General features: G+C 44.0%; 16 protein-coding genes and 1 tRNA gene. 6 read left to right on the top strand and 11 right to left on the bottom strand.

Translation table 11 applies throughout. The annotated features are described in order from the left end of the window. Positions 1–76 precede the first annotated feature (76 nt). Positions 77–958: a HEPN domain-containing protein gene (locus I8J31_RS08775; RefSeq protein ID WP_199467933.1), complete on the top strand. Its 882-nt coding sequence runs from the start codon at positions 77–79 to the stop codon at positions 956–958. 257 nt (positions 959–1,215) lie between these two features. Here I8J31_RS08775 and I8J31_RS08770 read toward each other — a convergent pair whose 3' ends face one another. Beyond that, entirely contained in the window at positions 1,216–4,539 is a 3,324-nt protein-coding gene (locus I8J31_RS08770; RefSeq protein WP_199467932.1) for a galactose oxidase-like domain-containing protein, read from the bottom strand. A 768-nt stretch (positions 4,540–5,307) separates the two neighbouring features. Between I8J31_RS08770 and I8J31_RS08765 the strand changes: the two genes are divergently transcribed. Next, positions 5,308–6,936 (top strand): pectate lyase, encoded by a 1,629-nt coding sequence (locus tag I8J31_RS08765; RefSeq protein ID WP_199467929.1) that lies wholly within the window; start codon positions 5,308–5,310, stop codon positions 6,934–6,936. A gap of 68 nt (positions 6,937–7,004) precedes the next feature. Here I8J31_RS08765 and I8J31_RS08760 read toward each other — a convergent pair whose 3' ends face one another. Together I8J31_RS08760 and gorA are read right to left on the bottom strand one after the other, a co-directional pair. Further along, the gene (locus I8J31_RS08760; protein ID WP_199467927.1) at positions 7,005–7,583 is read right to left on the bottom strand and encodes a porin family protein; all 579 of its coding nucleotides are present in this window, start codon (positions 7,581–7,583) and stop codon (positions 7,005–7,007) included. A gap of 249 nt (positions 7,584–7,832) precedes the next feature. Then, on the bottom strand, positions 7,833–9,209 hold the full coding sequence (gene gorA, locus I8J31_RS08755; RefSeq protein ID WP_199467925.1) for a glutathione-disulfide reductase: 1,377 nt from the start codon (positions 9,207–9,209) through the stop codon (positions 7,833–7,835). Positions 9,210–9,378: 169 nt separating this feature from the next. On the opposite strand from gorA, the gene xthA reads away from it, so the two are divergent. Both xthA and I8J31_RS08745 read left to right on the top strand, forming a co-directional pair. Then, complete coding sequence (xthA, locus tag I8J31_RS08750; RefSeq protein WP_199467923.1) at positions 9,379–10,194, top strand: exodeoxyribonuclease III; 816 nt, start codon at positions 9,379–9,381, stop codon at positions 10,192–10,194. A gap of 167 nt (positions 10,195–10,361) precedes the next feature. After that, positions 10,362–10,676, top strand: coding sequence for an ArsR/SmtB family transcription factor (locus I8J31_RS08745; RefSeq protein ID WP_199467921.1), 315 nt, complete (start codon positions 10,362–10,364; stop codon positions 10,674–10,676). Positions 10,677–10,753: 77 nt separating this feature from the next. On the opposite strand, the gene I8J31_RS08740 is transcribed toward I8J31_RS08745, so the two are convergent. The 4 genes from I8J31_RS08740 to I8J31_RS08725 all read right to left on the bottom strand — a co-directional run bounded on the left by I8J31_RS08740 (position 10,754) and on the right by I8J31_RS08725 (position 15,302). Continuing rightward, entirely contained in the window at positions 10,754–11,593 is an 840-nt protein-coding gene (locus I8J31_RS08740; RefSeq protein ID WP_199467919.1) for a DNA ligase, read from the bottom strand. Positions 11,594–11,721: 128 nt separating this feature from the next. After that, a complete protein-coding gene (htpG, locus tag I8J31_RS08735) occupies positions 11,722–13,650 on the bottom strand; it encodes a molecular chaperone HtpG (RefSeq protein WP_199467917.1) in 1,929 nt (642 codons plus the stop codon). Between the two features lie 205 nt (positions 13,651–13,855). After that, positions 13,856–14,557 (bottom strand): O-methyltransferase, encoded by a 702-nt coding sequence (locus tag I8J31_RS08730; protein ID WP_199467915.1) that lies wholly within the window; start codon positions 14,555–14,557, stop codon positions 13,856–13,858. Further along, on the bottom strand, positions 14,547–15,302 hold the full coding sequence (locus tag I8J31_RS08725) for a DUF599 domain-containing protein (protein WP_233402670.1): 756 nt from the start codon (positions 15,300–15,302) through the stop codon (positions 14,547–14,549). The genes I8J31_RS08730 and I8J31_RS08725 overlap by 11 nt, the downstream gene beginning before the upstream one ends. Positions 15,303–15,470: 168 nt before the next feature. Here I8J31_RS08725 and I8J31_RS08720 point away from each other — a divergent pair. Continuing rightward, positions 15,471–15,555, top strand: a tRNA-Leu gene (locus I8J31_RS08720). Between the two features lie 131 nt (positions 15,556–15,686). Here I8J31_RS08720 and pyrC read toward each other — a convergent pair. The 4 genes from pyrC to sbcB form a co-directional block, all read right to left on the bottom strand. Further along, the gene (pyrC, locus tag I8J31_RS08715) at positions 15,687–16,721 is read right to left on the bottom strand and encodes a dihydroorotase (protein ID WP_199467913.1); all 1,035 of its coding nucleotides are present in this window, start codon (positions 16,719–16,721) and stop codon (positions 15,687–15,689) included. A gap of 152 nt (positions 16,722–16,873) precedes the next feature. Then, positions 16,874–18,742, bottom strand: coding sequence for a DEAD/DEAH box helicase (locus I8J31_RS08710; protein ID WP_199467911.1), 1,869 nt, complete (start codon positions 18,740–18,742; stop codon positions 16,874–16,876). 134 nt (positions 18,743–18,876) lie between these two features. Beyond that, the gene (locus I8J31_RS08705; RefSeq protein ID WP_199467908.1) at positions 18,877–19,911 is read right to left on the bottom strand and encodes an AI-2E family transporter; all 1,035 of its coding nucleotides are present in this window, start codon (positions 19,909–19,911) and stop codon (positions 18,877–18,879) included. Between the two features lie 9 nt (positions 19,912–19,920). Beyond that, positions 19,921–21,372: an exodeoxyribonuclease I gene (gene sbcB / locus I8J31_RS08700; RefSeq protein WP_199467899.1), complete on the bottom strand. Its 1,452-nt coding sequence runs from the start codon at positions 21,370–21,372 to the stop codon at positions 19,921–19,923. Between the two features lie 80 nt (positions 21,373–21,452). Here sbcB and I8J31_RS08695 point away from each other — a divergent pair, with 80 nt between their 5' ends. Continuing rightward, a complete protein-coding gene (locus tag I8J31_RS08695) occupies positions 21,453–21,962 on the top strand; it encodes a YchJ family protein (RefSeq protein WP_199467897.1) in 510 nt (169 codons plus the stop codon). Positions 21,963–22,016 lie beyond the last annotated feature (54 nt).

The following is a 22,016-nucleotide window of genomic DNA, read 5'->3' as shown; positions in this document are numbered from 1 at the left end:
CTGCCTTGCCCATATGGCGATGAAAAACCCCGTTGGTTAACTTTCCCGCCTTACGGGTCTGTAGTAGGATAGTCGGATGAAAACGACGCTTGATCACCTCCCCGAACAAAAACAGCAAGAACTCCAAACCATTGTGAAAGTTTTTCGCGATACCTTGGAGGATTTTTTGCTGAATAAAGAGGAGAAAAAAAGCCGTTATCGCATTTTCAAAATCATTTTGTTTGGTAGCCACGCCAAAGGAACGTGGGTAAACGATCCGCAAAATGGCTATGTGAGTGATTACGACATTTTGGTTATTGTGAACCAAGCGGCTTTTGTGGAAGAAGACGAGTTTTGGTATAGAGCCAAAGACAAAATACAGCGTCGTATTGAAAGCGTCCCGCTCGGTCTGATCGTCCATTCATTCGCCGATGTGAGCGAGCAGCTTAAGCAAGGCCATTACTTCTTTAAAGACATTCGTGAGCAAGGCATAGAGCTGTATAGCAACAGTGCCAAAGAGCTGCCCATGCCGGGGAATTTGAACAATCAGGAACGTAGAAGTATTGCGCAAAGTCATTTTGATCAATGGTTTAGTCGAGCGGCAGATAGCTTCAAGAAATTTCACTTCTCACGACAAGAATCCATGGGTAATGAAGCCGCGTTCGATCTCCACCAAGTGACTGAACGGCTTTTTTCCTGCGCCCTGTTGGTCTGTACCAACTACCTACCGAAAAGCCACGACATCGAAAAGTTACACCACCTCTGCGCGGAACAGGACCTCGCCTTTGCCGACATTTTCCCGATGAACTCCAAGTTCCATCGACGCAGTTTCCGCCGCCTACAACGGGCCTACATAGACGCACGCTATTCAGAACATTACGAAATCACGGTGGAAGAACTGGACTATTTGCAAAGCGAGGTGGCAAAGCTACAAGCACTGACAAAAAGCGTCTGCCACGCACACCTATCGGAGCCATAAAATAAACAGAGCACACATGTTAAGAAGCTTGAAAGCACAGACGTCTCAAAGTTCGTGCCCCATTAATATGTCCCTCGTTACCACAAAACAATCCTCCTCGGAACGCATATCTATCTTGTCTAAATGCCATTGCACTTCACTTTAGGTTAACGATTTTCAATATTTCTATAAGAAAAAAGCCAATCACTTGGAGTGATTGGCTTTGAAAGAACGGGGTAGTTAAGAGCTCTTAGGATGTACGCTCTGTGTTTCCCACTTTACAGATTATCAAGAACCGTAATATATAAGATTTCGCCATCTAGTGGAGGATTGGCAGTCCAATTGGATGCTCCAACCAGCTTGTTGGCTCGCTCAACATTCGCTGGAACCGTTGTGGCTTGATACTCCCCTAAAAGATCGCCATTTTTATAAAGCTGCATGAGTCCGTTTGAGGTAATTTGTGCTCTGTAGGTGACGGTTTCGCCTTCGATAATGGCATCTGGAATATTGAGTGCATATTCCACCCCGTCTCTCCAGAAGGTAAAGCGCATGTCGTCACTGTCTTCTATTTGCGCCAGAAAAATATTATCGTCTGCTGGGCCATTACCATAGTCAAACACTGTCTGCCAAACGCCCCCTGCCAAATCATCAAAACGGACCGTTGCTTCAGCAAAAAAGACAAAGTCACTTAATAAAGGAAGACTGCCATTTTCATCCACTATGATGGAAATCACCTCACCAATTAACGGGTTGGTTCCGGTATTTCCAGTGGATGAGCCGATCAATTTATTGGGTCTGTTTTCTCGTTCAGGGGTTGTCGCCGCCTCTAACTCACCAATCAACTCACCATTTTTATACAATGACATGAGGCCGTTGGTTGTAATTTGAGCACGATAGGTGACTTGCTTACCTTCCTCAATGGCTTGCGCAATGTCGAGTATATGTTCAACACCACCTTTCCAGAAGGAAAAGCGCATTGTTGTCCCATCGCCGACTTGTGTCAGCATGATATTATTGGAAGCAGGACCATTTCCGTAATCAAACACCCGCTGCCATGTTCCCGCACTGATATCGTCAAAACGAACCGTTGCTTCAGCAAAAAACACTAAGCCTGTCGGTATCGGATTAGTGCCATTTTCGTCAATTAAAATAGCCGTAACAGCACCAATCAATGGCGTATCAGCATCCCAATTTGACGACGCGATAAGCTTGTTCGTCCGATCCGCATCATCCGGCAATGTCGGTGCTTGTACGTTGCCGATAAGGTCGCCATTTTTAAATAGCTGCAACAGGCCATCCTGGGTGATTTGTGCAATAAAGCTTGCCGATTCGCCCTGCACAAGGGCACCCGGTACATCAAGTATATGTTCCACATCGTCTTTCCAGAAAGAGAACCGCAATGTATTTCCTGAAAAGGCCTGAGTAAGCAAGATATTATTGGTTGCAGGACCATCACCATAGTCAAAAACCCGCTGCCAACCGCCTCCGTTAAGGTTGTCAAAATGCACTGTGGCTTTAGCAAAAAAATCTAAGCCGGTAGGCACGGGGGTGTAGTCCGACTCTGGGTAATCCACATTGCCGGTAAACACAAGACTCGAAACTTCACCGATCAGCGGACTGTCATCCGGCCAATTAGAATAACCAACAAGCTCAAGGTTTCTGTCAACGTCGGGCGGAACAATCCCCTGTATCGATCCGATCAGGGCGCCATTTTTATAAAGTGACATAAAGCCTGCTGCGTTCACACTGGCCGAAAACAGAGCCGTTTCACCTTCAACAATGGCATTTGGCACATCCAAAAGCGATGAGACGGCACCATTATAAATTTCAAAACGTATTGTATTTGATGCCCCTACTTGCCCCAGAAGAATGTTATTTGTTGCTGGGCCGTTACCGAAATCAAAAATACGTTGCCAATTGCCACCATCAAGATCATCAAAGCGCACCAGAGCATCCACCCTAAACGCACCATTGATATTAGGCTGATCTTTTCGTAGTGGTGTGGCGGCAGCAGATAAAGGACCAAAACCGTCAAAAAAGTCAGTCGCGACTCCCACGCCAATTGAAGAGAATATTGAGGGCACTCCGTTATTGTCTACAATCGCCAGCATCCAATGACCAGGAATCATGGTATTGGCATTCGGCACATCGGCTTCTATCGTTGTTGAATCGACCACTGAGAAATTAAGGCTAAGATAGCGAGTATCAGCGTTGGTGGAATGGGTCACAGAACCTGAACGAACCGCACCAACACGGTTAACTATCGATGAGTCATTTACTTTAATGGTGACTTTTGAGCCGTTATCCACCACTTTATCAATCGATTCAATGGTTGGTAATGTGGCAAGCTCACCTTGATCATCATAGAACACATCAGGTGTAAAGAATTGAACATTTAAGTTTTGTAGCGGGCCAGGGGCACCACCACCACCAGAGAGAATACGTCCGTCTTCAAGCAGAACTGCCGCCGAATGATAAAGGCGCGCAACCTCTTCTGCTTCCAGAGTAAGAAGTTGATCTGTTTGAGGGATATAGCGCAAGGCATCATACTGAGCGTTTATTAAATCGACCGGATCACTACCTTGGCCGACAAGGACTTGGTCATAATCTGTACCGCCGGTAATCAACACGGAACCATCGGCGAGAATATTCATACTGGCTGCAGTGCGGCCGTCTGACATTTGTGCGACTTCTGTATAGCTCGGCGTGCTAGTCGACAAATCGACTGACCAAAGGCCGCCATCGATGTCCACCATTAAGACTTTATCCACGTCATACATAATCGATGGATCCATCTTATGGCTATCAAAAGGCAAGGTACCCGCCGTAGTAATGGTTCCTGTTCCACTTGTCGTCATGATGTAAACGTCGTTTCCATGGGCATCCATCACCACAACCTCACCATTAGAACGCTGAAAAGCATGCGGGTACCACCATGCTTCATCTAGCGATACATTGTCATTCAAATCCCCTTCAAATTCTGGGATCGCGGCATTGGTTAGCGTTCGAAAGCCCGTTGAAGCATTCCAAACTTCTGGGATGTAACTGCCGTTCTGTGCTAAGTCTCGGCCACCAAGCAACAAAATTTCGCCATTTGCTAATGTCACAACGCTAGGATACCAGCGAGCATATTCCATGGTGTCGGTAGCGGCCGTTAAAGAAAATGTCTTTGGATCAAATATCGTCAGGGAATTTACGCCATCAAGAGCTTGTCCTGGTCCTGATTTTCGCGCATCGCCACCAAAAATAAGCACCTTGCCTGTGATAGGGTCAAGCGCCATATGAGAACAAAATATGTCCGTAGGCAATGGATTGGGTAACGTAAAGTGCACATCTTCAACAGGGTCATAAACATCAAAGATGAAAGAGCCCCCCTGCATACCATATTCATTGGTACCGAAGGAAAGCACTTTTCCGTCAGGCAGGGTAAGCATGTGCAGTGGGATTAAAGGCCAGCTTTTTAATGGCCCCCATTGTCCATTTCCCTCTGGATCTAACGGCGGGTGATTGGGCTGGGAAATGGCAACAGACGATAATGCCATACACAGGATGAAACACAACGATCTAATGAAATATAGATACCTCAAACTGACTTTTATCATAAAAGTACTCCTATCATTCTAGATAAAATACAAATTAACCAACTAAATCTGATCCTAATCCTTATCAAAAATACCGTTTTCACTGATAAGAATTTTTTATAGCAGGCCTATGTTAACTTTTGTAAAGACTTTATGCATTCGATAAATTTGACGTATGGAGAAGAGCTATATGGCTTTACATTTTAGAGTCAAGAAGTTGGAGCCTCCGAGGCTAGATAACGTATCCATGCTTTCTCGCGTCTAACATGACGGCCCCTCTCGCCGATAACAAACAGACGGTTCAAAAGAAAAATCATCACTTGGGGGCTTTTGGTTAAAGTGAAAGCAACCAACTACCGTATTGAAAGAGATGTACTTAGCGGCTTGAAATGAAAAGTGTTGCACTTCGAACTTGAATGCAGGGACTCATTAACGCTTATGCCCCGCTATTGAAACTTACGCACAAGAATCATTACCAAAAAATGACATATCTTATGGCAACATGATCAATGCACTAGACACCATTAGAGAGAAGCATGATCAAGACAACAGCCTCTGAAATAGTGAGGCCATTATTTCAATAAAAGAAGGATACTTAGATCTTCGATGTGTTCCTTTGTTGAATGGTATTAACGATAAAAAGCATTCAAACCCACCCATAAAATAAATGAAACACCGTTTTAATTTATTGTGGCAACAATTAACCAGATTCGATAAGATCAATGTCATTCAATTTTCATAGGTCTCTGCCCCTATGAAAAATAACAATAAAGACTCTGGATCGATTCCATGCAAGACATTCTGGATTACCTGACTCAATACGCCGATACGATTCTTGAAAATTATCGCGATCCTTATCACGGAACCCCTCTATTTTTTGACGGTTGCGACACTTTTACAGGCAAGCCTGTTACTTGGAAAAACACCGACGGTTCCGTTTGGGAACCTTCGAACATTGCCAGCCAACAAAACCTGTTTCGCTTTCTTAGTGGCTTAACCGCGTTAACCCATGAGCCAAAATACAAACAAGCGGCGAAAGACGCGATAAACTGGCATTTTGATCATGCCGATTCAAGTGGTCTTATCCGTTGGGGCGGACACTCTTTCCTTGATCTAAAAACCATGAATTCCGTTGGGCCAGAAAACAAGAATATGGTGCACGAACTGAAACACCATTGCCCTTATTACGAGCTCATGCATGAAACGAATCCCACTGCCACCAGCCGCATGATAAAAGCCATTTGGAATTGCCATGTGACCGATTGGAGCAGCATGGAAATGTCTCGCCATGGCCGCTATGGCTTGGCGTTAAACGAAGCGACGTTCTGGGATAAACCACAAAGTAGCAATCTTGAGCCGCTGCGGGAAATGAAAGGCCTGTCCTTCGTGAATATAGGCAACGACCTAGTATTCAGCGCAGGCATGCTCTACAAGCTAGATGACGACAAAAAAGCCCTATCTTGGGCTGAATTCTTAATGAGTCAATACATAAATAGCCGTCACCCAATAACCAAACTCGGTTGCTACCAGTACAACCGCCCAATGCAAACGGGCACGCCGCCAGAAGACGAAAGCCACCCACAATACACTTTCTCTTTTTGGGGAGACCGAGCACAACGCCAGTTCGGCCCAGAATACGGCGATGTGGCAAAAGAAGCATGGGTGTTGTTCAAAATGGACGAAGAAGCCCTTAACGGCCCAGAAGGCATTTATGGCGATTGCGCCTTAGCACAAACCCTATTGGCTCGTGAGCTTGGGAAAGATGGCAAACAATTATTAGATTGGACAACAGAAGGCTTAGAAGCGTGGGCGCATTATGCTTACGATGCCGACACAAACGAAATAAAACCCATGTTCGCCGATGGTAAAGATTTAACAGGCCAAAGCATTCCTCGCTACGGTTACTATGGGAAAAAAGGCGTGGAGATTATTCGTCGCCCTGTTCCTGTCCATGTCTTCCTCGCCTACGTGACCAACTGGGTAGAAAGCCGCAGCGAAAAACTATGGCCTACCCTGTGCGCCATGGCGAAACACTTTGAACTAGGCGATTGGCAAAACACTAAGGTGAAATTGGATACCCAAGCAGACGACGCTTTATTACTGTTTGCGGTGCTCGAAATGCATCAAGCGACCAAGGAATCCGCCTACCTTGAATTGGCAGAACAGCTTGGTCATAACATCTTTAAACGCAGCGCCAACCGAGGGCTGTTTACCGCCAGCGCCGAGCACATACATTGTCGCTTCGATGACATTGAACCCCTCGCCCTACTCAGCCTCATCGCCGCAAAACAAGGAAAAAGCGAGTTGGTCCCAGTCTATAGAAGCCGAGGCGGTTATATTCATGGGGACATGATGATGCCAGACGGCAGCTTGAAAAATACCATGGACGTGAAATCAATTTATTCGAGAACGATATGAAAATAGCCATAAAAAAACCGTTATCTAATGAGATAACGGTTTTAAAGATACAAGCTAATGGTTATTAATTAGAATTTATAACCAAGACCAAGCGCAAAATTACTTACATCCACTTTATCAGAATCAATGCTCATTGAAAGAAATGAATATTCCAGTGAGAGCAATAGATTTTGCTTTAACTCATAAGACAATCCCAACCCATAATACACATCACTCCCTGAGTTAGATCCCGAATCATTAGTCGTTTTTGTCGTTATCGTTGTCGTGGAAGTATTTTCAGAAGCCCAATCAAAGTTCCAAAGTGCCAAGCCTCCATGGACATTCAGTGAAAGTCCTTCACTCAAATCGAATGTCTTTTTTACACCTAAAGTAGTCGATGAAGTCGAATAGTCAATAGACTCTTTGTTGTCATCATCAATACTACTATAATTAAAACCACCATGGTCATGAAACGCACCTTCTACTGACCAACCATCCGAAAACTCATAACCAAGACGAATTCCTGTTGATGAGTCATCACCGTCAGCTAAATTACTTACTTTCTGACTTGATTGCCCTATCAAAACTTCTGCGATAAAAGGTGTTTCTGCTGCAAGAGCCAATGTCATTCCAGAAGCGGCAAACATACCAACAAGTATTTTTTTCATGCTCTTAAAATCCCTATGTTTTGTAAAATAAATGTAAGAGTAAACATTATCTTCATTAAAAAATTAGAATGTCAGTCTCAAATCTCTCAAGCCTCTCAAGAAAATCAAAAACTTAACTGTTTGGCCTGAACAGTTCAGCTCTAATATTTAAAAGGGAATATTTTAGTTTGATACTTGCTACTAATTCAGAACAAAAAAAGACGCTGCGAGGCGTCTTTTTTTATATCTGAAAACAACGCTTTTTTTACGCTACTTGCGCTCTTTCAACGAGCCTGCCGAGAAGGTGACAAACTCTTCTGCGCTGGTTGGGTGAACGCCAACGGTGGCATCAAAGTCGGCTTTGGTAGCCCCGGCTTTTATGGCGATGCCTAAGCCTTGGATAATCTCGCCGGAGTAGTCGCCCACCATGTGTGCGCCGATCACTTTGTCGTTGCCGTTGTTGACCAACAACTTCATCAATGAGCGAGACGTGCCACCACTTAGTGTGTGTTTCATGGCACGGAAGTCGGTTTGATAAACACGGAAGTCGATGCCACGGGCCTCGGCTTCTTGTTCAGACAAGCCCACGGTTCCGATTGCAGGCTGGCTAAATACCGCCGTTGGAATATTGTCGTAATCGAAGTTGTTGTCTTTGCCTTCAAACCAGTAGTCGATCAATGCCATGGCTTCTTTAATGGCAACCGGGGTTAATTGCACGCGATCCGTCACATCGCCCAATGCAAACACACTGTCCGCTGAGGTGGTGAAGTTGTTGTCTACAATGACCGCGCCATTTTTACCGGTTTCAATGCCCGCTTTTTCAAGGGCCAACGAGCCAACATTGGGTACACGACCTGTGGCGTAAAGAATAAGCCCAAACTCTTCCGAGCGGCCATCTTTGAAGTGAACGATACGAGCGCCATTTTGGTTGGTAGCATCAGCGAGTTCAATACGCTCAACATCCGTATTCAAACGCACATCAATGCCTGATTTCTTGTACTCTTCACTGGCAAATTCACGAACATCTTGGTCAAAGCCACGCAACAACTGCTCACCACGGTAAGCCAATGCGGTATCCACCCCTAAACCGTTTAAGATACCGGCAAACTCAACGGCAATATAACCCCCACCAACCACCAAGGCTTTGTTAGGAAGGGATTCTAAGTAAAACATTTCATTGGAGCTGACGACCAAGTCACTGCCCGTAAAGGTTGGGATAAATGGCTTAGCGCCCACCGCGATAAGAATGCGTTCTGCGGTGTAGGTTTTGCCGTCCACTTCAACGGTATGGGCATCCACAAAACGAGCAAAGCCAGAAATCACCTCAACACCTGCATTGCCCAGCATGTTGCCGTAAATGCCATTTAAGCGTTCTATTTCTTGAGTTTTATTGTCGCGTAAGACAGACCAGTTAAATTGCACGCCTTCATGCTTCCAGCCAAAGCCCGCTGCTTCATCAAAGCCATGACCATATTCAGAAGCGTAAACAAAAAGTTTCTTAGGCACACAGCCAATGTTCACGCAGGTTCCGCCTAAGGCACTGCCTTCGGCAACCGCTACTTTATAGCCTTTAGATGCTGCTACTCGACTCGCTCTAACACCGCCAGAACCGGCACCGATAACAAATAAGTCGTACTGATAGGCCATTAACTAGCTCTCCATTTTAAGTTCATTGAAATAATCTGTTGAGTGTAGCAGGCCAATTGAAGGATGTTAAAAACAATAGCGCTATTAGCTTAATCAAAAAAACTAAGCACTTTATGAGCCTGTAACATCTAGGTATGATTAGGAAAACTTTATTCATAGAAGGCATTACATGAAATTCGTCTCTTTCAATATCAACGGTTTGCGTGCTCGACCACATCAAATAGAAGCACTCGTTGAAAAACACACGCCAGATGTTATTGGTCTACAAGAAATTAAGGTCCACGATGATGCCTTCCCCCACGAAATCCCAGAGTCTGTGGGCTATCACGCTTATTACTATGGTCAAAAATCCCACTACGGTGTAGCGATCTTTAGTAAACAAGAAGCGACAAAAGTAGAATATGGCTTTCCCGGTGATGAGGAAGACGCTCAACGTCGTATGATTATTGCCACTTTTGATACGCCAAAAGGCCCAGTTAAAGTACTTAATGGTTATTTTCCTCAGGGGGAAAGCCGCGACCATGAAACCAAGTTCCCAGCAAAGCGTAAATTCTATGCCGATTTAATGAACTACCTTGCCTCTCACTCCCCTGACGAACACATTATTGTGATGGGTGATATTAATATTTCGCCAACGGATTTAGACATAGGCATTGGCGAAGCAAACGCAAAGCGCTGGTTAAAAACAGGAAAGTGCAGTTTCTTACCAGAAGAAAGGGAATGGTTTGCCACTTTGTCCAATTGGGGATTAACAGACACTTATCGTCAGTTAAATCCAACAAAAAATGATCGCTTTAGCTGGTTTGATTATCGCTCAAAAGGCTTTGACGATACCCCAAAACGCGGCTTACGTATCGACGTTATTATGTCTTCTACTAGCCTTACCCCTTATCTCGAAAATGCTGATGTAGACTATGATTTACGTGGCATAGAAAAGCCGTCTGACCATGCACCAATTTGGACTACATTTAATCTAGATCAATAATAAATGACTAAGGCGGTTACTGTTCAAAAAACAGTCAATTCGATGCAGAAGCCGCCTACCTTGATGAAAATCACTTTTATTTGCGCCTACCCCCAGATTTATCCACAGAGACTGTGGATGGTTTTATTTCTGGTATAAGATGGCGCAGTACATAACGAGAATAAAAAATGAATAATGAAACGTTAGCAATGCAAGATATGTTAAAGCAAGCCTCCCAAGCCGCCGGATTTTTAAAAGCTTTGAGCAACGAAAATCGCCTAATGGTGCTATGTCATTTATTGAATAAAGAGCTATCTGTTACGGCACTTAATGAAAAATTGCCGTTGAGCCAGTCCGCCCTATCTCAACACCTTGCGGTGTTAAGAAAAGATGGATTAGTCGCTACTCGCCGAGATTCTCAGACCATTTTTTACAGCATAGGCGACCCTAGAGTAAAAGAACTGATACAGACACTACACGGCCTATTCTGCCCAACGCTTTAAAAATATTTTTAAGCTACATTGCGCTAACAACACCCTATGATCACCGCTCCTAGTGTCTGCATCACGCTCAAGTGAGGTTAATTCTCGGTGTTGCGAATGCGTATAAAGCTCGCGAACCTTGGTATGCCATTTTTAGTCAAGCCATGATAACGGTAAGTGACCCTATCGCCTATAATTGGCGGATGTGCCCTTTCTTCATCACTAAATCCGCTGCCAATTTTAAAGCGAATACCCGATGGCATTTCTACCAATAAAGATCCCATCTTACCTTCATACTTGCCTTGACCCGGTAACACCTCAACCACAATAGCTTCGTCATCCATATAGGGTTTGAGCTTTAAAAGATTATCTGTTCGGCCACTTTCAAATCGAGCCAATTTGCGGTGCAACATTAGACCTTCAGCCCCTTCAGCAACATATTTATCCAATAATTGCTTTAGCTCTTCATTACTGGTCACTGAGAGTTGTGCCACTGGCTTAACATGAGGTAGATTCATACGATGAATGGCACGGGTATAATTCGCGACACGCTGCTGAAAGGTTTCTTTTTTCTCTTGATCTGGCGCGTCAAACACCATGTAGGTAATTTTTCGCCATTCGGCATCAACAGGCGTATCTTTGGTCACCGTCGATAGGACAAACTGAAAGTCCTTCCGTTTTGACCAGAGCTCACCATCTAACGAAACTTGCGGAAGATGCTCGATAAACCAACGTGGCGCATGAATAGGATTGCCCTTTCTCGTCAGCAGCTCTCTTCCTGTCCAGATTGCTCGAACACCATCGTATTTTTCACTAATAAAGTACTCGCTGGCTTGTACAGAATCAGAAAAACGCTTGGCTAGTTGCACCTCTGGCTGCGCCAATAACCCCACAGGGAAAAACAATAAATACAAAATACATTGCTTTATAAAAGACATCATTCACTCCTTTGAATAATCAACACTGCTATTCCTTAACAGCTGTTTAGAAAATATACGATTTTGAGACAATAAAAAAGCCCATATTCATCGCAGAATATGGGCTTTCAAATAACGCTCTAAGCGTATTATTGACTTAGCTGTACAATCAATTTGTTCATACGGCTAACAAAGGTCGCTGGATCTTCTAGCTGCCCACCTTCTGACAAGGTCGCTTGTTCGAACAACAACCACGCCATATCTGAGAAACGTTCTTCATCAGCTTCCGCATCCATTTTCACCACGATTGGGTGATCAGGGTTCACTTCAAGCGTCGGTTTAGACTCAGGAAGTTGCTGACCTGCTTGCTCAAGCAAACGGCGCATTTGTAGGCCCATATCGTATTCGCCAACCACCAAGCAAGCTGGTGAGTTCGTCAAACGATCAGTGGTATTCACCCCTGTTACCTTGTCTTCCAATACAGCTTTCATACGATCAAGCAGCGGCTTCATTTGCTCTGCTTTTTCTTCTTTCTCTTTCTTTGCGTCTTCGTTTTCTTCTTCCGCTAGATCAAGCTTGCCTTTGGTAACGTCTTGGAAAGACTTACCGTCAAACTCTTGTAGAGAAGACATCATCCACTCATCAATACGATCACTTAGCAACAAGACCTCAAAACCTTTCTTACGAAGGATTTCTAGGTGTGGGCTGTTTTTCGCCGTATTGTGGTTTTCAGCGTAGATGTAGTAGATCTTGTCTTGACCTTCCGCCATACGAGATACGTAATCGGCCAAGGATTCAGTTTGATCCACTTTATCCGTGTGAGTAGAGCTAAAGCGCAACAAGGCAGAGATCTTATCCTTGTTACCCATATCGTCTGCTGGACCTTCTTTCAGCACATTACCGAATTCATTCCAGAAAGACTGGTACGTTTCAGCATCGTTCTTCGCCATTTTAGACAACATGTCCAACACACGTTTAGTCAATGCAGCGCGCATAGAGTCAACGGCATGGTCGTTTTGCAGAATTTCACGAGAGACGTTCAAAGACAAATCATTGGAATCCACGACACCTTTTATAAAGCGCATGTAAGGTGGTAGGAAAGCTTCCGCTTCATCCATAATGAACACACGCTGTACATACAACTTCAGACCACGTTGCATGTCGCGGTTCCAAAGATCATGGGGTGCTTTTGAAGGAATATAAAACAGACTGGTGTATTCCAGCTTACCTTCTACCTTGTTATGAGACCATTTAAGTGGCTCTTGGTAGTCATGGGAAATATGCTTATAGAACTCTTGATATTCTTCGTCTGTTACTTCAGTACGAGAACGAGTCCAAAGTGCCTTCGCTGAGTTAACCGCTTCAAACTCTGGCGCTTTGTTTTCGTCAACAGGCTTAGGGTTACCCTCTTCATCCATTTCTGGATAAACCACTTTTTCCATCTCAACAGGAATAGAAATATGGTCAGAATATTTAGTCACCAAAGAACGTAGACGATAATTATCAGCGAAATCTTTTTCTTCTGATTTTAGGTGCAGCGTGATGCGCGTACCGCGAGACGCTTTATCAATGTTCTCAATGGTAAATTCGCCAGAACCATCAGACACCCAACGTACGGCTTCGTTTTCAGCAGAGCCCGCGCGGCGTGTTTCTACCGTCACCTTGTCTGCCACGATGAAGGCAGAGTAAAAGCCAACACCAAATTGACCAATCAATTGGCTGTCTTTTTTCTGGTCACCACTCAATTGCTCTAAAAATGAAGAAGTACCAGATTTTGCGATTGTACCTAGATTGGTGATGGCCTCTTCACGAGACATACCCACACCATTATCATCAATGATGACAGTATTCGCTTCCTTATCAAATTCGACACGCACTCGTAAATTGGGATCTTCTGCCAATAAGTCCGAGTTAGCGACAGACTCAAAGCGAAGCTTATCTACGGCATCTGATGCATTAGAAATAAGCTCTCTTAGAAAGATTTCTTTGTTTGAGTACAAAGAGTGGATCATCAAATGTAGAAGTTGTTTTACTTCTGTTTGAAACCCTAACGTTTCTTTTTGAGTATCGGTTGACATGTTATAGATTGCTCCTATTTGAATGAACCTTTGGTAATAGAATCAAAGGCGTATTACTTTTGCTTGTGCAACATACATAAAGCCTCTTAGAGCAATTTCAAGAGGCCGACACTGCAAAAAAGTAAAAACTCACAAAAAAGTTAGGGATATAAGCAATAAGGCTAATTACGAGGGACTATAGAGGTAAGAATAACGCAATGACAGACTATGATTTCCGAACAATGGTTAAGCCATCGCCTATTGGCAACAAGGAAAGTTCCACGTCAGCATCTTGATGAATCAACTTATTTAGTTCACGGACAATCCGCGTATCTTTATCATCAAAGGCTTCATCTGCTACATTGCCCCACCATAAGCTGTTGTCAATCACCATACAGCCTCCCGACTTTAGTAACTTTTTACTCAGATGGTAATAGGCAATTAGGTTCTGTTTATCGGCATCGAGGAAAATAAAATCAAAGCTTTCCGCTTCATTTTCCAATAATGACTCCAGCACTGGCATGGCTTTACTGCAATGGGTCTTCACTTTATTTATTACCCCAGCTTGCTCAAGGTAACGTCTTGCTATATCCAACCACATTTGCTTTTTTTCTATCGCGTAAAGCACGCCATCATCAGGCATAGCCAACGCCATAGATAAAGTACTGTAACCAGTGAAAACCCCGACTTCTAAGAGTTTTTTCGCCCCCTGTAGTTTAATGAGTAAAGCCAACAACTGCCCTACTTCTGGAGAAAGTTGCATGCGCGCCATATGATATTGAGCGGTTTCACGACGTAATGCTCTTAACAGATCCGCTTCACGAACAGACACGTCTACTAAATATTGATAGAGCCTGTCATCCACTTTTACCGTGCGATTAACCGGCTTATCGTCTTCTGGCAAAGGTTTGGGGAAATTAGGAAGCATGGGATTTCATCACCAGTCCACGACTTAAGGTTTTGAAGGTTTTAGAACGAAATTCACGACGATATAGCACACCAACGACCATAACACTGGCCGCCATACAAAAATAAGGGCCTAAAAACCAGCCACAAAACGCCATAGCAAAATAATAAGAACGTAAACCATAGTTAAACTGGTTCGCCGCTAGACTACAGATTTGTGCCATATGATTTGCGTACATTTCACGTTCACTTTCTTCAATGCCACGCTCGGTCGCCAAAGGCGCACTGCCCACTAAAACCGAGCAAAAATTATACTGGCGAATAGACCAAGTAAAAGTGAAAAAGGCATAGGCAAAAATCACCACCAACACAATGATTTTCAACTCCCATTCCTGCTGGCTCATGGGTGCTAACAAATAAAAGTCAGAAAGAATACCTAGGGCCTTTTCAGAATAGTTGAATGCCGTAAACAAGCCAGCAATAATCAGCAAGCTACTAGAGGCAAAAAATAAACTACTACGCTCCAAATTCGCCATCACTGAAGCATCGGCGATGCGGTTATCTCGCCTTAGTAAACGCGACATCCACGCTAATCTAAATTGATGCAAAACACTAACAAGACAAGGGCGACGCTTAGAATGATATTGGGCATATAAAGCGTATCCCCACCAAGATGCGAAGAAAACAAAAAGTGTTGTTAAATCAACAGGATTTAGAAACAATTCAACCGAACGGCTTTCCATAATATGCTCTACGTGGATGTTCATAGGATGTCGTTATTATTAGAGCATTTTTTCGTTTCTCTGTCCTTGTTTCATCTAGTAAAAAAACAGGAGGGGTTCTTAGAACAAATCCTCTTTATCATGTGAAATATGGGTAAAAATACTTGCATCAAACGGATATATCCGTAGTATTCCACCTCGTCAACACGACATGCGGATGTGGTGGAATTGGTAGACACGCTGGATTTAGGTTCCAGTGCTTCACGGCGTGAGAGTTCGAGTCTCTCCATCCGCACCATTTAGTCAGTTTCTTAGTGACCTCCTTTACGCAAACTCTTTTCTTAAGCTATAGGCCTAAAAAAACCGAATCCATTGCGAAATTCGGCTCTTTTTATGTTTGTCCGTTTTATAGGGGGAACACGCCAATTATTAAGTTTTGATTTTCCAAGACACAGATTTACCTGCAAAAAATGGCACAATGGGCTCACCACTCGGCAAAGCAATACTCTCCGGCACATCCCAAGCCTCACGCACCAAGGTAACCACCTCAGTATTCCGTGGTAAGCCATAGAAATCAGCACCGTAAAGGCTCGCAAAGCCTTCCAGTTTATCCAAGGCATCCAACTCATCAAAGACTTGCGTATAAAGCTCTAACGCCGACCAAGCACTATAACAACCCGCACAACCACAATCTGATTCCTTACGATGCCTAGCATGAGGCGCAGAGTCCGTGCCAAGGAAGAACTTAGGCGAACCAGATTTCACCACTGCACGAAGTGCTTCTTGGTGAGTACTGCGTTTAAGGATAGGCAAGCAATAATTATGTGGACGAACGCCACCATCCAGCATGTCATTGCGATTTAACAATAAATGCTGAGGGGTAATGGTCGCAGCGACGCCTTCTCTCGCATTCAATACAAAGTCTGCGGCGTCTTTGGTGGTAATATGTTCAAACACGACTTTTAAGTTAGGGACACGCTTAACAATATTCACCATATGTTGATCAATAAACTCTTTTTCACGATCAAAAATATCAATATGCTTTTGTGTTACTTCACCATGGATCAACAGCAACATATCATTTTCAGCCAAGGCTTCGAAAACAGGATAAAGCGACTCTAACGAATTCACCCCAGAGTCTGAATTGGTTGTGGCGCCCGCTGGGTACATTTTTGCAGCAAGTACACCTGCCTTCTTAGCGTCTTGAATATCTTCAACACTGGTTTTATCGGTCAGGTAAATCGTCATCAAGGGCGTAAAAGTACTGCCTGCTGGACGTGCCGCTAGAATTCGTTCTTTATAGCTTAAGGCCAGCTCTGCTGTAGTCACTGGAGGTACCAAATTAGGCATTACCACCGCACGTTCGAAACATCGAGCCGTTGCTGGAACGGTTTCAAGCAACATATCTTGATCACGAAAATGTAGATGCCAATCATCTGGCTTAATTATAGTAATTTCGTTCATCATTGGCCCTTGCGTTAGAAAAGAAATTGGCGGGATTTTAACAGAATATCTAACAAGTGGCAGTGCCAAACTACCCACTAAAAGTAATAGACATAAAAAAACCGAATCTTTTACAAGATTCGGTTTTTATTAATTACCCGCTAAAGCAGTAATTAAGAGTCTTTACGTGGCGCTCTTGGACGACGTTCACGGCTATCACTTCTTGGACGACGATCTCCGCCTGGGCGACGATCACCACCAGCAGAAGGACGTTTACCTGCTGAAGGTGCTGCGGCACGTTTATTCAGTGCTTCAGCATCATCAAGTACCGAAATATCTGAACGTTGGCCACAAATACGAGTTTTACCCAGTTTACCTAACGCGTCTGTAGACAAGTTAGTTGGTAAATCAACAGTCGCAAAGTCATCATAAATTTCGATGTGACCAATGTAACGACTTTCAATGTCTGCTTCATTAGCGATAGCACCAACAATATTGCCAGGCTTAACGCCATTGTTGTAACCAACTTGAACAACATAACGTGTCATCGCCGTATCTGGATCATCTTTCAGAGGCATTGCATCTTTAGTAACAGGGCGCTGTTTACGCTCACGAGGTGCACCGCGCTCTCCTCGATCACCACGGTCTCCGCGACCATTACGATCACGAGAACCTTCACGGTCATCACGACGCTCTCTACGTTCTTGACGAACTTCCATTTCCGATAGCAATAAAGGCGTTTTACCCTGTGCCATATGAGCAAGCGCCGCAATCATGTTCACTGGATCAACTTCGTTTTCTTTCAGGTAGCTTTGTGCCAGCTCCATGAAGAAATCAAGGTTTTCATTATCCATAGTGTCAGTAATACGTTGCTTGAAACGATTAACACGATGTTCGTTAATGTCACTTGCCGTAGGCAATTGCATTTTTTCAATTGGCTGACGCGTTGCACGCTCAATAGCTTGCAACATACGACGTTCACGATGAGCAACAAACAAGATTGCGGTACCAGAACGACCAGCGCGGCCAGTACGACCAATACGGTGTACATAAGATTCTGTATCGTATGGAATATCGTAGTTAACAACGTGACTAACACGCTCAACATCTAGACCACGGGCCACAACATCCGTTGCCACAAGAATATCAATTTGACCTCTTTTAATGCGATCAACGGTACGTTCACGAAGATTTTGGCTGATATCACCATTTAGCGCTTCACAGGCGTGACCACGGGCCGTTAGCTTTTCAGCCAATTCAACTGTTGCCGCTTTCGTACGTACGAAAATGATCATGCCATCATGTTCGTTCATTTCTAAAATACGAGTCAAAGCGTCTAATTTATGCAGACCGCTTACTGGCCAGTATTTTTGAGTAATGGTTGTTGCAGTAGATGTCTTAGTAACAATCTTAACTTCTTTAGGATTAGTTAAATGACGATTAGCCACCTGACGAATAATAGAAGGCATTGTTGCAGAGAACAAAGCGATTTGGCGAGTTGGGGGGGTTTGCTCAAGGATCCATTCGACATCATCGATGAACCCCATACGCAACATCTCATCCGCTTCATCAAGCACCAGCGCTTTAAGCGTATCTAGTTTCAATGTTTTACGACGAATGTGATCCATAACACGACCAGGCGTACCAACAACAACCTGTACACCACGTTTTAGTTGACGTAGTTGAGTGTCGTAAGACATACCGCCATAAATGGGCAAAACATGAAAATCTGGAATATTACGGGCGTAACTTTGAAATGCTTCAGCAACCTGAATAGCAAGTTCACGAGTTGGAGCCAAGACAAGAAGTTGTGTCGATTTATCCGCAGCGTTCATACGAGACAGCAACGGGAGTGCAAATGCAGCCGTCTTACCAGTACCCGTTTGCGCTTGTCCCAAAAGGTCACGACCTTCTAATAGATATGGAATACTTTGCGCTTGGATAGCTGAGGGTTGCTCGTAACCGAGGTCAGCAACCGCTTTAAGAACAGGGGCGATTAAACCCAACGAATCGAATGTAGGCTGATTATCAGCGTCAGACATGTAGATGTGTACCTTTTTATGAGATGGGGTAAGGCCCATCACCATAGATGTACCTTACAAGAGTTTCCGAGGACTAAACCTGATCGCAAATTATAGAGCATATAGCAAAATTAAGCTACCGAGATTATAAATAACTATGCTTTATCTTCTTCTGGATGAGAGTCGATCATGATCGCTAACCAGTGAGTTTTAGGATTCGCCTCTAATGCCAATTTCACAATGATTGTCAAAGGAATAGAAAGTAACATGCCGACTGGGCCAAATACCCAGCCCCATAACAACAAAGACAAAAAAACCACGAGCGTAGAAAGCCCTAAACCACGCCCCATATAACGCGGTTCAATAAAGTTCCCTACCACTAAATTAACAATTAAAAAGCCAAGCGCTGTGAGTCCTGACGATAACGCTCCCAACTGCACAAAAGCCAACATAACAACAGGCACAGCGGCAATAATAGAGCCTATGTTAGGAACAAAATTTAATAGGAAAGCACTGACCCCCCACAAGATGGGAAAATCTACCCCTAACACCCACAACCAAAGCGTAATACAGACGCCAGTCAAAACACTGACGGTGGTTTTAATGACCAAATAACGATTCACTGATTTAATAAAGGACTGAAAACCAACTAGAGATTGCGCAGCATCGTCTAATGCCAAGGCAAGCTTTCTTGGCAATTCAACCGCTTCAAATAGGATAAAGACCACTGTCATGACTACCAGCACCAAATTGGTTAAAGCACTGCCTAGGCCACTTAAGGTATTTACGACCATTTGCATCAAAGCGGAGGGGTCTATGTAGCCTTTCACTTGGTCATAGGAAATATGAAAGCCCAAACCATTAATGGCACTAACAGCGCCTGCAACCTCTTCAGCAAAACGCAGTTTATAGCTGGGCAACTGAGCAGAAAAGTTATCAATGGCCGACCCAACTAACAATGCAATAGAGCTAATCCCAATTAATATCAACCCAACGACCAAGAGAATAGAAAGCCAAGTTGGTACTCGATGTCGACGCAGGGTCGCCATCATAGGCGCACAAATAATCGCAATGAAGATAGAGAGCATAAGAGGAACCACAATCTGCGACGCCGCTTTCAGTCCTGCCAAAATAATAACAAACGCCGCTAAGCTAACGAGCCAGTGGGTTCCTTTATGCTGATCACTCATCTCTATTCCTCAACCTATTGGGTAAATACTTTGTGCATAATCTGCTAAGTCTTGCAGCATTGCCCGCTTAGATGCTGATAAATCTGGCGTCTGTGCAATCTGGTTCAAGCGTTCAAAATAGCTGTTCATCTCAATAGAACCACCACCGTCTTGTTCTAGCAGTCTCAACTGTCGATACTCTTCCCACTCAACCCTTTGCTGCTCACTTAATTGATCAGGGTAATTTCGACCAATATAGCGCATCAACATTTCAGGTAAGCGACGGTCATCAAATGACATTTCTAATTCACTAAGCGCATTAGCAGGCGTTGTTCGTATCGTTTCCATTCGAGCCTTGTCTTCACGTGAAAAGAAACCGCCGGCGTATAGCATCAGGTCAGGATCTTTTAGAATTGGACGTTCTGCTTGCATGAACACATCACTCAACTTGGCTGCTAAACCAGCTTGCCTTTTTATAATGGCAAGATTATGACGACAAACTTCACCATCCAGCTCAAGGCGCTTTACAACCGCCACATCTTTTAGAAAAGTCGCCGGAGCCACCGCAGGACTTTTGTTATAGTGAATCACCTTTAACGGCAATCTTTGCATGTCACCCAGCTCATCTTGACGAGTAAATACGCGGTGACGAATCTCATCAACACTCAAGTCCACTAAAGGCTGAGCGTCGGCCATGAGATCATAAACAATGACACCATTTTTGTTAGTCGGATGAGGCGCAATTGGAACGACAAAGGCTGCATATTTTCTAGCCTGACCAAACATGCCTGATATATGCAAAAAAGGCTTAAGTCGTACTACATCAATAAACTGCTGTAGCTCGTGTTTCTGACGCATTTTCAAATAATAATCGAACAGTTTGGGGTGCTTGGCACGGATTAATTTAGCAATTTCAATCGTGCCATAAACATCAGAAAGCGCATCATGGGCTTGCTCATGGGCAATGTCATTCGCTTTAGTCAAGGCCTCAAGCTTCATTGACACCTGACCATCCTCCCCTTTTGGCCAAACAATACCGTCAGGGCGCATAGCATAAGCCATGCGAACTAGGTCAATAATGTCCCAACGCGAACAGTTGTTTTGCCATTCTCTCGCATAAGGATCGATAAAGTTACGATAAAAACCATAGCGCACCACTTCATCATCAAAGCGTATCGAGTTGTAGCCAAGAGCACAGGTTCCCGGCAAAGACAATTCAGCTTCTACTGCCTGCATAAACTCGGCTTCACACAAGCCTTCTCGGTTCGCATCTTGCGGGCTAATTCCTGTCAGTAAACAAGCTTCAGGCTGAGGCAAAACGTCTTCCGCTAAGCGACAGTAAAGCATGATAGGTTCACCAATAGGGTTAAAATCTAGATCCGTGCGAATGCCAGCAAATTGCATGGGCCTATCTCGTGCAGGGTCAGTTCCCGTTGTTTCAAAATCAAACCAGAAAAAAGAAGTCGGTACCGATGAGGTCACAAATAATTCCTGTTAGCCGTTAAATAAAAAACGTATTATACGCATCTTGATAGCTATTTGGCGATGTAAGGAGTTGATCTATGCCAATCCCAGAATATTGCCCTTGCGGCACGGGAAGTCCCTATGAAATATGTTGTGGCATGTACCATAACAACCCAGGAACGGCCCCCACTGCTGAATCCTTAATGCGCTCCCGTTATACCGCATTTGCTATTAACAACTTTGATTACATTGCGGCAACACAAAAATTAAAAGAATCACCAGACCAAACCGCTGCAGAGATACAAGACAGCAATCAGAAGACCCAATGGATAAAGTTAGAAATCAACGCTACCGAAGAGGGCCTTGAAAAAGATAAAACCGGAGTGGTTGCTTTTTCAGCTCACTTTAAAGAAGGCAAACACATTGGCCGCCTGAGTGAGCGCTCTATATTTAAAAAAGTAAAAGGACAATGGTTTTATATTTCGGGGGAACACGAAGTGCAGAAAAACACCCCACTTGTTAATTCTGAAGCGATGAAAATTGGTCGTAACGACCCTTGTCTATGCGGCTCTGGTAAGAAATATAAGAAATGTTGTGCTGTTAACTAAGGAAAAATGAAACCACCGAGGTTTCTAGATGCTAATGCCTACAGTGATGTAGGC

The sequence above is a fragment of the Marinomonas transparens genome (assembly GCF_016463975.1).
Taxonomy (GTDB): domain Bacteria; phylum Pseudomonadota; class Gammaproteobacteria; order Pseudomonadales; family Marinomonadaceae; genus Marinomonas; species Marinomonas transparens.
This window is presented reverse-complemented; position numbering and strand designations above follow the sequence as displayed.